Raw genomic sequence first — 12751 nt, 5'->3', positions numbered from 1 at the left:
GCACGCGCCAGCGCACGGCCATGACCAGGGCGCTGCCACGCCGGCTGGCCTACCTGCGCGAATGGCTGCTGCTGGCCGCGGTGCTGCTGGGTCTGACCGCGCTGGTAAGCAGCCGCGCCAGCCTGCCGCGGCTGGACTATCTGGTGCAGGACCTCGGCACCCGGCTGCTGGCGCCGCCGGCCCGCACCGACATCGTGCTGGTGGCCATCGACGACCGCAGCATCGCCGCCATAGGCCGCTGGCCCTGGCGGCGCGCGCTGCATGCCGAGCTGATCGGCCGCATCTCGGCGCAGCGGCCGCGCGCCATCGGCCTGGACGTGCTACTGGGCGAGGAAGACCCCGAATACCCGCAGGACGACCTGCTGCTCGCACGCGCGATCGCGCGCAGCGCGCACCTGGTGCTGCCGGTGGCGCGCCGCGGCCCGGGCGGCCTGACCGTGCCCGACCTGCCGCTGCCGATTTTTGCCGCGGCGGCGGCCGAGCTCGGGCATGTCCAGGTGCAGATCGGCAGCGATGGCGTCGCTCGCGGCATCTACGAACTTGAGGGTCCGGCCGACGCCGCCTGGCCGCACCTGAGCAGGGCACTGCGCTGCGCCGCCGGCGAGGCAGACCCCGCCTGCCGCGGCCATGCCGAAGCCGGCAAGGGCCCCTGGACGCGGCTGCAGCCGCGCCAGCTCGTCTTCGCCCGCGGCGACCCGGCGTTTGCAAGCCATTCCTACATCGACGTACTGACCGGTCGCATCCCCGCCGACGCCTTCGCCGGCAAATACGTGCTCATCGGCGCGACCGCAACCGGCCTGGGCGACCACTACGCCATCCCGGCCGGCATCGGAGCCAGCCGCATCGCCGGGGTGCAGTTGCTCGCCCACGCCCTCAATACGGAACTTTCGGGGCAAGGCATCGCCAGCGCCGGCACCGGGGCCACGCTGGCGCTCAACCTGGCTGCCGTCGCGGCGGCGCTGATGGGGCTCTGGCTGTTCGGTCCGCTGGGCAGCCTGCTGGCCTGCATCGGACTGGCACTGCTCACGCTGACACTGGCCTTGCTCGCGCCCGCGCTCTGGGGCTTGCAATGGAGCCCCTCGGGCGCGCTGGTCGGCATCGCCGCCGCCTACCCGCTGTGGAGCTGGCGGCGCCTGAGCTTTGCGGCGCGCTTCCTGCAGCGTGAACTGGCCGCGCTGCACCGGGAGGGCCTGGCCGGGCCGGCCGAGGACACGGCGCGCCGCCTGGGCGCAGACCGGCTCGGCCAGCGCATCCATGCGGTGGAAGCGGCGACGCGCCAGCTGCGCAGCCTGCACCACTACATCGCCGACAGCCTGAAACACCTGCCATCGCCGACCTTCGTTTGCGACGCGGCCGGGCGCATCACTCTGGCCACGCAGGCCGCCGACGTCTTTGCCGATGCGGCCCGGCCGCTGCTGCGCGAGACGCTCCCGCAGGTGCTGGCAGGGCTGGTGCACCCGGCCAGCGGCGCGCCCCTGCTGGCCAGCTGGCCACCGGGCACCGAGCACCTGCACAAGCCCCAGGAAGGCCGCGACGCCCAGGGCCGGCGCTGGCTGATGCTGACCAGCACCTTTGCGCAGGCCGAGCAGCAGCACTGGCTGATCACGCTGGTGGACCTGACCGAGATGCGCCAGGCGCAGGAGCAGCGCGACCAGGCCCTGCGTTTCATATCGCACGACCTGCGCAGCCCCGCCAGCGCCATCCTGACGCTGCTGGAGATGCAACACAGCCTGCCGCAGCCGCTGGCCGAAGCGCAACTGCGGGCGCGCATCGCGCGCCACGCCCGCTCGCTGCTCACCATGGCCCAGGACTTCACCGAGCTGGCCAGCGCGCAGACGCAGAGCCTGCGCCGCGAGGCGCTGGACCTGGTGGCGCTGCTGCACGAAGCGGTGCAGCAAAGCTGGGCGCAGGCGCAGGCGCGCGGGGTGCAGGTGCGCATTGTCCGGGCCCCGGCGCAAGCCCCGTTCGAGGGCGACCGCCAGATGCTCACGCGCGCCATCGCCAATCTGCTGAACAACGCCATCAAGTTCACGAACGCACGCACGGACATCGAATGCTCCCTCACCGCGGTGCAGGGCTGCTGGCAGATCGGTGTGCGCGACCACGGCCCGGGCATCGCGCCCGAGCAGCAGCAGCGCATCTTCAACGTCTTCGAACGCCTGCCCTCGCCCGGGCCCAGCCAGCCCGAAGGCTTCGGCCTGGGCCTGGCTTTCGTGCAGGAAGCCATGCGCCGGCACGCCGGCGCGGCCCGGGTGCGCAGCGACGGCGAGAGCGGCAGCGAATTCCTGCTGTTGCTGCCCGCGGCGCCGGCATCGGGCGCGGAAAGGTTCAGCGGTTGAGCCCGTGGTACTCGAGGTTGGGCATCATGCTCACGCCGGTAGACATGCGATTGGTCATGTTGTAGAAGCCCGTGGCGGACACGATGTCCCAGATGTCGCGATCGGAAAAGCCGGCGTCGCGCAGCGCCTGGCGGTCCTCCTCCTGCACCTTGGCCGGCGTCTCGGTGAGCTTGGTCGCGAAGTCCAGCATCGCACGCTCGCGCGGCGACAGCTTGGCGCTGCGGTAGTTCATCACCAGCAGCTCGCCGAGCGTCGGGTCGCCCGAGAGCTTGCGCACCGCCTGCCCATGCGAGACCAGGCAGTAATAGCAGTGGTTGATGGATGAGATCACCACCGCGATCATTTCGCGCTCCAGGCGCGACAGGCCCGAATCGCCCAGCATCACCTCGTTGTAGAAGTTGGCGAAGTTGCGCAGCTTGTCCTGGTTGAAGGACAGCGCGCGCAGCACGTTGGGCACCATGCCGAGCTTTTCCTGGCAGACTTCGAAGTAGCGGCGCATGTCCTCATCGAGCTCGGACGTTGCCGGCACCGGAAGGTCAAGCGCGGTGAGGTAGTCGGGCTGGTGCATGGCGCTTCTCCTGAGGGTTGGTTGGCGTGGGGCTCAAGTATCGAACCTTACCCAGCGACCTCGCGCGAGACTGTCGCCCGCCAGACATTTCCCGGGGTTTACACCCACACACCCGCGCGGCAATTGACGCTAACGTAAGCCCCCATGGACATTGCGGCGCCCCGGTCCCCGTGGCGCGTTCAGCCAACGGAGACAGATTTGGGCCATCCAGCACCTACGCCATCGCCGGGCCAGCCGGTTCTGCGCTGCGAAAACATCAGCCGCTGGTTCGGCGGCGTGCGCGCCCTCACCGATGTGTCGCTGGCGGTCGATCAGGGAGAGATTTTCGGCCTCGTCGGGCCCAACGGCTCGGGCAAGACCACGCTGGTCAATTCCATCACCGGCTTCTACCCGCCGCAGCAGGGCAGCATCCATTTCGAAGGCCAGAAGATCAACGGCGTGCGCCCGCACCGCATCGCCTCGCTGGGCATCGCGCGCACCTTCCAGAACGTGGCGCTGTTCAAGGGCATGAGCGTGCTGGACAACATCCTCATGGGGCGCCACGCCTTCATGCACCCGAGCGCCCTGGCCTCGCTGTTCTACTGGTGGTGGGCCGAGAAGGAAGAGATCCGCAACCGCGACAAGGTCGAGGAGATCATCGACCTGCTGCAGCTCGAAAGCGTGCGTGACGAACCGGTGGAAGTCATCCCCCTGGGCATGCAAAAGCGCGTGGAGCTGGCCCGCGCGCTGGCCGCCGAGCCGCGCATGCTGATCCTGGACGAGCCCATGGCCGGCATGAACCAGGAAGAGAAGGAATACATCGTGCGCTTCATCCTGGACGCCAAGGAAGCGCTGAACCTCACCATCCTCATCATCGAACACCACATGGACGTGATCACCGCCATCTGCAACCGCGCGCTGGTGCTCAACAACGGCAGCATGATCGCGCAGGGGCCGGTGCGCGAAGCGGTGAACCATCCGGCCGTGATCGCGGCCTACATCGGAGGGGTGAGCGATGCGGCATGAGCAGCCATCCAACCCCGCGCCGGGCGCGGCCGGCGACCAGAACGATCACCTGATCGCCATCCTCGCAGCCAACGCCAGGGCGCATGGCGCAGAGGTGGCCATGCGCGAGCGCGACCGCGGCATCTGGCAGGAGACCAGCTGGCAGGCCTACCTGCAGCAGGTGCTGGAAGCGGCGGCCGGCCTGGAGCAGCTGGGCGTGGCCGAACACGAAAAAGTGCTGGTCGTGGGCGACAACCGGCCGGCGCTGTATTTCGGCATGCTCGGCGCCATCGCGCTGCGCGCCATTGCCTCGCCCGCCTACCCCGACTTCACGCCCGAACAGCTGCTCGGCCAGCTTGCGCGCGAGGGGGTGCGCTTTGCCATTGCCGAAGACCAGGAACAGGTGGACAAGCTGGTCGCGCTGCGCCAGCAGCATGCTCAGCTCGAATGGATCATCTACGACGACCCGCGCGGCCTGGTCGGTCACGAGCCCGAGGGCGTGATGGCCTTCACCGAGCTGCTGCGTCGCGGCAGAGAGCGCCTGGCGGCCGAACCGACGCTTGCCAACGCGCTGCAGAACCGCCCGCGCGCCGACGACGTGGCCATCCTGCTGCACTCTTCGGGCACCACGGGTGCGCCCAAGGGCATACCGCTCAAGCACCGCCACGTGCTGTTCGCGGTGCGCAGCGCGGCCGCCGCCGGCTATTTCGACCGCGGCGAAACGCACATGGCCTACATGCCGATCGCCTGGGTCGGCGACTTCATCTTCACCATCGCCGCCGCGCTGGCGCTTCAGTTTTCGGTCAACATCCCGGAAAAGCAGGAGACGGTGCAGCGCGACCTGCGCGAGATCGCGCCCACGGTGTACTTCACCTCGCCGCGCGCATGGTCCACCATGCTCACCCGCGTGCAGGTGGGCATCGCCGAATCCACCGCGCTCAAGCGCTGGCTCTACGGGCGCTTCATGCCGCTGGCCATCGAAATCGAGCGCGCGCGCCTGAAGGGGCGCGAACCCAGTGCCGGCCAGCGTTTGATGCGGGCGCTGGGTGAGCTGCTGGTCTATGGGCCGATCAAGGACCAGCTCGGCCTGGCGCGCGCCCACCATGCCTATACCGCGGGCGAGGCCATAGGCGAAGAGATCTTCCTGTTTTTTCGTGCGCTCGGCCTGCCGCTGCGCCAGTTCTACGGCCAGACGGAGAACTCCGCGCTGTGCGCCGCACAGGCCCTGGATACCGTCAAGCTGCACACCGTGGGCAAGCCCTTCCCGGGCATGGAACTCAAGATCAGCGACAGCGGCGAGATCCTGGTGCGCGGCGGCAACGTGTTCGACGGCTACTTCGACGACGAGGCCGCCACCGCCGAATCGCTCAAGGACGGCTGGCTGCACACCGGCGACGCCGGCTACCTGGAGGACGACGGTCAGCTCGTGGTACTGGGACGCGTCTCCGAGGTGGTGTACACCAGGGCACGCGATCGCTTCATCCCCACCTTCATCGAGAACCAGCTCAAGTTCAGCCCTTACATCAAGGACGTCTGCGTGCTGGGCGACGGACGCGACTACCTTGCGGCCCTGGTGGCCATCGACTGGGAGGCCGTCGGCCACTGGGCACAGGAGCACGGCGTGGCCTACACCTCGTTCGCCGACTTGTCGCAGCAAAGCGGCGTCTACGACCTGCTGGCCGGGCTCATGGCCTCGGTCAATGCCAGGCTGCCCCAGGGCACGCGCATACACCGCTTCGTCAACCTGCACAAGGAGTTCGATCCGGACGACGGCGAAGTCACGCGCACGCGCAAGCTGCGCCGCGGAGTGATCGCCGAGCACTATGCCGACATCATCGAAGCCATTTACGCAGGCCAGAGCAGCGTGGAATCGATAGCAACCATCACATACGAGACGGGCGAATCGGGTGTCATCAAGCGTCAGCTGGCGATCCGTGACGTGCCGGCCGGCAGCGGGGTGAACGCATGAGCTACTTTCTCGAACTGCTGGTCAACGGGGCGCTCACCGGGCTGATGTACAGCATGGTGGCGCTGGGCATCGTGCTGATCTACAAGTCCTCGGGCGTACTCAATTTCTCGCAGGGGGCGCTGGTGATGATGGGCGGCTACGCGGTGTGGCAGCTCACCGAATGGGGCCTGCCGATCTGGCTCGCCGCGATGGCGGCGCTGGTGGTGATGTTCGTCTTCGGCCTGCTGATAGAGCGGGTGCTGCTGCGCACCATGGTCGGGCAGCCCATCATCATGATCGTGATGCTGACCCTCGGGCTGGACGTCTTCCTGCGCGGCTTCGGCCCCGGCCTGCTCGGGACCGAGCCCAAGCAGCTTGACATCGGCGTCGGCCTGGCGCCACTCATCATGGGCGACATCCTGGCCAACCGCACCTATGCCGTGGGTGCGCTGATCGCGCTGGCGCTGGTGGTGCTGGCACTGCTGTTTTTCCGCACCCGCCTCGGAACCAAGCTGCGCGCCGTCTCGGACGATCACGTCTCCAGCTGGTCGGTGGGCATCTCCGTGGAGCGCGCGGTAGCCATCTCCTGGGGCCTGGCCGGCCTGTGCGCGGTCGCGGGCGGCACCATGTGGGGCGCTGCCCAGGGCGTGGACTGGTCGCTCACCGCCCTGCTCTTTCCGGCCGTGGCAGTGGTCATCCTGGGCGGCATCGACAGCATCGTCGGCGCGCTGCTGGGTGGCCTGATCATCGGCATCCTGGGCAGCGTGATCCCGGGCTACGTGGACTCCATGGTGGGTGGCAGCACGCGCGACGTGGTGACCTCGCTGGTGATCCTGCTCACCATCCTGATCCGGCCCTACGGCATGTTCGGCCGCGAAGACATCGAACGCATCTGACCGAGACCCCGCCATGTTCTATCGCCTCTCCGGTGTCCACCACACGCGCTACAGCCAGACGCGCCAGCTCTGGCCGATTCCGGCCGACCGCTGGCAGGTCGGCATCCTGCTGGTGCTGGCGCTCGCCGCGCCGCTGTACATGTCGCAGCTGTACCTGTCGAGCTACATGCTGCCCTGGCTGATCTTCAGCACCGCCACGCTCTCGCTCACGCTGCTCATGGGCATGGCCGGGCAGCTGCACTTCGGCTTTGCCGCGGTCATGGCCATCGGCGCCTACACCAGCATCCACCTGACGCGCTTCGGCGTACCGCTGGAGCTGGCGCTGTTGTGCGCCGGGCTGATGTCCGCCGTCATCGGCTGCCTGTTTGGCGCGGCCGCGCTGCGCGTCAAGGGCCTGTATCTGGTGATGGCCACGCTGGCCATGCAATTTCTGGTGGATTGGGTCATCGTCAACGTCACCGCCATCTCGGGCGGGGCCGTGGCCACGCTGCAGACGCCCAAGGTGCGCTTTCTGTTCGTCCCGCTGGAGAGCCTCGCGGCACGCTACTACCTGGCGCTGGCGTGGATGGTGGTGGTCACGCTGCTGATCCTGAACATCAAGCGCACCAGCCTGGGGCGCGCGCTGGTGGCCGTGCGCGACAAGGACTTCGCCGCCGCAGTGATCGGCGTGAACATCTTCCGCTACAAGCTGCTGGCCTTTTTCGTCAGCAGCTTCCTCGGCGGCGTGACCGGCGCCATCCTGGCGTTCTGCTTCTACAAGGCGGTCACGCCCTCGCAATTCAACTTCGACGTGACTATCCAGCTCGTGGCCATGGCGCTCGTGGGCGGACTGGGCAGCGTCATCGGGGGCTTTCTCGGCGCGGGCTTCGTGCTGCTCGTGCCCATCGTGCTGCTCAACCTGATCGCCTGGCTGGCGGGCACCGGCTGGCTGAGCATTTCCACCTCGATGATGGCCCACATCCCGCTCATGCTCTACGGCGCCATGATCATCGGCTTCCTGCTGTTCGAGCCGCTGGGGCTGGCCAAGATCTACGACAACGCGCGCAAATACCTGCTGGTCTGGCCTTTCCGCCACACCCAGAGCTGAAGCGCCGCGCCCGGCACTCCGTTTCGAGTTCATTCACGCCAACCACCCTAAGGAGACATACGCGATGAAACACACCGACCTGGCGCTTAGCCGCCGCACCGTGCTCGGGGCCGCTGCCGCAGCGGGCCTGGGCGCCACCCTGCCCGTCTGGGCCCAGGGCAAGGACCCGATCCAGTTCGCCACGCTGCTGGACTTCACCCGCGTCTACACCTTCCTGACGGACGAATACAGCCAGGGCCAGCAGGACTACATCAAGCTGGTGAACCTGGAGGGCGGCGTGGACGGCCACCCGATCAAGCTCATCATCAAGGACCACGCCAGCTACCCCGAGCGCGGCATTGCCCAGTACAACGAAGCCAAGGCGGCCGGAGCCGTGTTCTTCGACTTCCTGAGCTCGCCCGTGGCCAACGCGCTGATGCCGCGCGTGGACGAAGACCACCTGCCGATGATCGCCTTCGCCCACGGCCGCGCCGACGCTGCCGACGGCCAGGCCTTCCCCTACGTATTCCCCTCCGCGGCCATCTACCGCTCGCAGGCGGCGCTGCTGCTCAAGTACATCGACGAGCACGAAGGGGGCCTCAAGGGCAAGAAGATCGCCTTCGTGCACATCGACTCGGCCTTCGGCAAGGAGCCCATCGAGTTGCTCGAGCGCGTGGCCAAGACCAAGGGTTTCGAACTCAAGCTCTACCCCTACCCCGTGCCCGGCACCGAACAGGCGGCCACCTGGAGCGAGGTGCGCAAGAACCGCCCTGACAAGATCATCATCTGGGGCGCCGGCCCGGGTCAGGCGGTGTCGATCCGCGGCGCCGTGACCAACGGCATTTCGCCCAAGGACATCCACTCCGTGCTCTGGCTGTCGGAGAGCGACATGTCGGCCTTCAAGGGCAACGAGGTTGTCGGCGTCAAGCGCGTGACGCTGGTGAATACCGGCAGCGACAACCCCATCCTCAAGCGCATCATCGAGAAGGTGATCACCCCCGGCAACGGCAGCGGCGACAAGAAGCGCGTGGGCTGGAGCGGCTACAACATCGGCGTGGCCAGCATGGCGATCGCGGTGGAGGCGGCCACGCTCGCCCTGAAGAACGGCGGCGGGCCGCTCACGGGCGAGAAGCTCAAGGCCGGTTTCGAGATGATCAAGGGCTATACCGCCGACGGCCTGATGCCGCCGCTGACCATCACGGCGCAAGACCACCAGGGCGGCGGCCAGGGCCTGATCTCCGAATGGGACGGCAAGCGCTGGGCGCCCAAGTCCGAATGGGGCAGCGCCTACCAGGACGTGGTCTGGGATCTGATCAAGGAAGACCAGGCCAAGGCCAAGGAAAAGAAATGAGCCTGCTCTCCCTGAACAACGTCGAGGTCGCCTACGACCGGGTGTTTCTCGCCATCAAAGGCGTCTCGCTGGAAGTTCAGGAGGGCTCGATGGTGGCCCTGCTCGGTGCCAATGGCGCCGGCAAGTCCACCACGCTCAAGACCATCAGCGGGCTGCTCGCGCCCGAGCGCGGCGAAGTGCGCCGCGGCGAGGTGCAATTCATGGGCCAGGACATCCTGAGCCTGTCCCCGCCCGAGCGCGTGCGCATGGGTCTGGTGCACGTGATGGAAGGCCGGCGCATCTTCGAGCATCTCACGCCCGACGAGAACCTGCTGGCCGCCTACCGCGGTCCCGGCGCGAAGAAGAGCTTCGACGAGCTGCGCGAGCAGGCCTACCGCTATTTCCCGCGGCTGAAGGAGCGCATCCGCAGCAAGGCCGGCTACCTCTCGGGCGGTGAGCAGCAGATGCTGGCGATCGCCCGCGCCCTGGTGACCGAGCCCAAGCTCATCATGCTCGACGAGCCCTCGCTGGGCCTGGCGCCCGTGCTGGTCAAGGAGATCTTCGCGATCATCCGCGAGATCAACCAGAACCAGGGCGTGAGCGTGCTGCTGGTGGAGCAGAACGCCACCGCCGCGCTGAACGTGGCCGACCACGCCTACCTGATCGAAAACGGCAACATCGTGATGAGCGGTGAAGCGGCCGTGCTCAAGCAGAACCCCGACATCCAGGAGTTCTACCTGGGCGGCGGCGAGCGCGTGGACTACCACAACGTCAAGCACTACCGTCGGCGCAAGCGCTGGCTGGCATGAGCCGACGAAGGGCCTTCAGGCCCTTTTTTGTTGGTGATCGAACCGCTCAATCCATCACGATGCAGTCGCGCAGGCCCGCACCGCTGGCCAAGTGGTCGAAGCCCTCGTTCACCTGGTCGAGCGTGAAAGCTTCACCCAGCAGCCTGTCCACCGGCAGGCGCCCGGCGCGATACAGGTCGATATAGCGCGGGATGTCCACCGCCGGCACGCCCGAGCCCAGATAGCTGCCGCGGATTTCGCGCTCTTCGCCGACCAGCTGCGAAATCGGCAATGCAAAGGTGGTCTGGGGGTGGGGCAGGCCCGAAGTGATGGTCATGCCGCCACGGCGCGTGAGCGCATGCGCCGATTCAAAGGCGGCGAGCACGCCCGCGGTGTCGTAGCCGACGTCCACCGGGCCCTCGGCCGCCGCCAGCAGCTGCGCCTTGTCCTTGACGGCGCGCGGATCTATCGCGCGGGTGGCACCCAAAGACAGTGCTAGCGTGCGTTTGCGCTCGTCCGGCTCGACGGCGACGACGCGCCGCGCTCCCGCCACCACCGCCGCCAGCAGCGCGCTCAGGCCCACGCCGCCCAGTCCGACGATGGCAATGCTGTCGCCTGCCTTCAGACGCGCCCGGTGGATCACCGCACCGGCGCCGGTCAGCACCGCGCAGCCGAACAGCGCCGCCTCACGGTGGCTCAGGCCCTCTGCCACCTTGACGCAGGAACGGCTGGAAACCACGGCGTATTCGGCAAAACAGGACACGCCCAGATGGTGGTTGAGCTCCCCGCCTTCCGTGTGCAGGCGCCGCCCGCCGCCCAGCAGCAGCCCTTGGGTGTTGGCCTGCGCACCCGGCTCGCACAGGGCCGGGCGCCCGGACATGCAAGGCCCGCAGCCGCCGCAACTGGGCACGAAGACGGTCACCACGTGGTCGCCCACGCGCAGGTCCTTCACACCCGCTCCGACTTCGACCACCTCGCCCGAAGACTCGTGCCCCAGCGCCAGCGGCATGACGCGCGGCCGGTCGCCGTTGATGACCGAGAGGTCGGAGTGGCACAGGCCCGCCACCCGGATCTTGAGCAGCACCTCGCCGGCGCCGGGCGCGTCCAGCTGCACTTCTTCAACCTGCACCGGGCGGCTCAGGGCATAGGGCGCGGGCAGGCCCATCTGCCGCAATACCGCAGCACGCATCTTCATCTTTGGTCTCCTTTTCCTGCCGATGGCGCCAGGGCCGGGCGCGCGAGCCGCTGCGCAAACACCCTCAACGCACTACAGTTGTCCACGAGTATGCGCGCGCCGTCGCGCATGCGGCAGACACCGACAGGACACTTCGCGAACGCGCAGGAGATTCAGACATGGACACACGCACCTCCCCCCTGGCCGACCTGGCCGACCCCAGCCTCCTCATCACCGACGGTCTGATCAATGGCCGCTGGCTCAAGGGCCGCCAGCGCTTTGACGTGCTGGACCCGGCCAGCGGCCACAAGCTCGCCGACGTGGCCGACCTGGGCGCCAGGGAGACGCGCACGGCCATCGAGGCGGCCAACGCCGCCTGGGGCCCCTGGCGCAGCAAGAGCGCCAAGGAGCGCTTTGCCGTCCTGATGCGCTGGTATGAGCTGCTCATGCAGCACCAGGAGGATCTGGCGCGCCTGATGACGGCCGAGCAGGGCAAGCCCCTGGCCGAGGCACGCGCCGAGGTGGCCTATGGCGCCAGCTTCGTGCAGTGGTTTGCCGAGGAGGCCAAGCGTGTGAGCGGCCAGACGCTGGCCACCTACGATGCCAACAAGCGCTATCTGGTGCTCAAGCAGCCCATAGGGGTGTGCGCGGCGATCACGCCGTGGAATTTCCCGCTGGCGATGATCACGCGCAAGGTGGCTCCGGCGCTGGCGGCAGGCTGCACCGTGGTGATCAAGCCGGCCGAGCTCACGCCGCTCACGGCGCTGGCGGCGGCCGAGCTGGCCCAGCGTGCGGGCTTCCCCGCAGGGGTGGTCAATGTGGTGACGGGCACGGATGCGCCGGCCATCGGCCAGGCGCTGTGCGAGAGTGCCGTGGTGCGCCATCTGTCGTTTACCGGCTCCACCGAGGTGGGGCGCATTTTGATGGCGCAGTGCGCCCCCACGGTCAAGAAGCTCTCGCTGGAGCTGGGGGGCAATGCGCCTTTCATCGTGTTCGATGATGCCGATCTGGATTCGGCGGTGGAGGGGGCGCTGGCGAGCAAGTACCGCAATGCGGGTCAGACTTGCGTGTGCGCCAACCGGCTGTATGTGCAAGACGGTGTCTATGAGGTGTTTGTCAAGAAGCTGGCTGCGCGCGTGAAGGCGATGAAGGTGGGCAATGGCTTTGAGGAGGGGGTGAGTGTGGGGCCCTTGATCGAGCCGGCGGCGCTGGCCAAGGTGGACAAGCATGTGAAGGATGCGCTCAAGAAGGGCGCGCGCATTGTCACGGGGGGCAAGAGGCTCAGGGGGCAGTTTTTCGAGCCGACGGTGCTTGCCGATGCGTCGGACAAGATGCTGGTGGCGCGTGAGGAGACGTTCGGGCCGCTGGCGCCAGTGTTTCGCTTTCACACGGAGCAGGAGGCGATTGCCGCGGCCAATGCCACGGAGTTCGGCCTGGCGAGCTATTTCTATGCGCGCGACGTGGGGCGCATCACGCGCGTGAGCGAGCAGCTGGAGTACGGCATGGTGGGCATCAACACCGGGCTCATCTCCACCGAGCATGTGCCCTTTGGCGGCGTCAAGCAGTCGGGCCTGGGGCGCGAGGGCTCGGTGCACGGGATAGAGGAGTACTTGGAGATGAAATACCTGTGCATTGCCGACGTGAGCCGCTAGCGCCTG

Annotated in this window: 10 protein-coding genes; 8 read left to right on the top strand and 2 right to left on the bottom strand. The window is 67.7% G+C overall.

From position 1 onward, the window contains the following. Positions 1–20 precede the first annotated feature (20 nt). Positions 21–2339, top strand: a complete 2319-nt coding sequence (locus tag FOZ74_RS10775) for a CHASE2 domain-containing protein (protein WP_146913068.1) — start codon at positions 21–23, stop codon at positions 2337–2339. Here FOZ74_RS10775 and FOZ74_RS10770 read toward each other — a convergent pair. Further along, complete coding sequence (locus tag FOZ74_RS10770) at positions 2329–2907, bottom strand: peroxidase-related enzyme (protein ID WP_146913067.1); 579 nt, start codon at positions 2905–2907, stop codon at positions 2329–2331. The genes FOZ74_RS10775 and FOZ74_RS10770 overlap by 11 nt on opposite strands. Before the next feature lie 276 nt (positions 2908–3183). Here FOZ74_RS10770 and FOZ74_RS10765 point away from each other — a divergent pair, with 276 nt between their 5' ends. The 6 genes from FOZ74_RS10765 to FOZ74_RS10740 all read left to right on the top strand — a co-directional run bounded on the left by FOZ74_RS10765 (position 3184) and on the right by FOZ74_RS10740 (position 9940). Next, the gene (locus tag FOZ74_RS10765) at positions 3184–3912 is read left to right on the top strand and encodes an ABC transporter ATP-binding protein (protein WP_255437569.1); all 729 of its coding nucleotides are present in this window, start codon (positions 3184–3186) and stop codon (positions 3910–3912) included. Then, positions 3902–5860, top strand: coding sequence for an AMP-dependent synthetase/ligase (locus tag FOZ74_RS10760; RefSeq protein ID WP_146913065.1), 1959 nt, complete (start codon positions 3902–3904; stop codon positions 5858–5860). The genes FOZ74_RS10765 and FOZ74_RS10760 overlap by 11 nt, the downstream gene beginning before the upstream one ends. After that, positions 5857–6735: a branched-chain amino acid ABC transporter permease gene (locus FOZ74_RS10755; protein ID WP_146913064.1), complete on the top strand. Its 879-nt coding sequence runs from the start codon at positions 5857–5859 to the stop codon at positions 6733–6735. The genes FOZ74_RS10760 and FOZ74_RS10755 overlap by 4 nt, the downstream gene beginning before the upstream one ends. A gap of 13 nt (positions 6736–6748) precedes the next feature. Continuing rightward, positions 6749–7822 (top strand): branched-chain amino acid ABC transporter permease, encoded by a 1074-nt coding sequence (locus tag FOZ74_RS10750; protein ID WP_146913063.1) that lies wholly within the window; start codon positions 6749–6751, stop codon positions 7820–7822. Positions 7823–7886: 64 nt separating this feature from the next. Next, the gene (locus FOZ74_RS10745; RefSeq protein ID WP_146913062.1) at positions 7887–9152 is read left to right on the top strand and encodes an ABC transporter substrate-binding protein; all 1266 of its coding nucleotides are present in this window, start codon (positions 7887–7889) and stop codon (positions 9150–9152) included. Continuing rightward, entirely contained in the window at positions 9149–9940 is a 792-nt protein-coding gene (locus FOZ74_RS10740) for an ABC transporter ATP-binding protein (RefSeq protein WP_146913061.1), read from the top strand. The genes FOZ74_RS10745 and FOZ74_RS10740 overlap by 4 nt, the downstream gene beginning before the upstream one ends. Before the next feature lie 46 nt (positions 9941–9986). On the opposite strand, the gene FOZ74_RS10735 is transcribed toward FOZ74_RS10740, so the two are convergent. Next, entirely contained in the window at positions 9987–11114 is a 1128-nt protein-coding gene (locus FOZ74_RS10735; RefSeq protein ID WP_146913060.1) for an alcohol dehydrogenase catalytic domain-containing protein, read from the bottom strand. 158 nt (positions 11115–11272) lie between these two features. On the opposite strand from FOZ74_RS10735, the gene FOZ74_RS10730 reads away from it, so the two are divergent. Next, positions 11273–12745, top strand: a complete 1473-nt coding sequence (locus tag FOZ74_RS10730) for an NAD-dependent succinate-semialdehyde dehydrogenase (protein ID WP_146913059.1) — start codon at positions 11273–11275, stop codon at positions 12743–12745. Positions 12746–12751: the final 6 nt, after the last annotated feature.

The organism is Comamonas flocculans (genome assembly GCF_007954405.1).
GTDB classification, from domain to species: domain Bacteria; phylum Pseudomonadota; class Gammaproteobacteria; order Burkholderiales; family Burkholderiaceae_C; genus Comamonas_C; species Comamonas_C flocculans.
The sequence above is the reverse complement of the archived record's forward strand: the minus strand, read 5'-3'. Positions and strand labels throughout refer to the sequence as shown.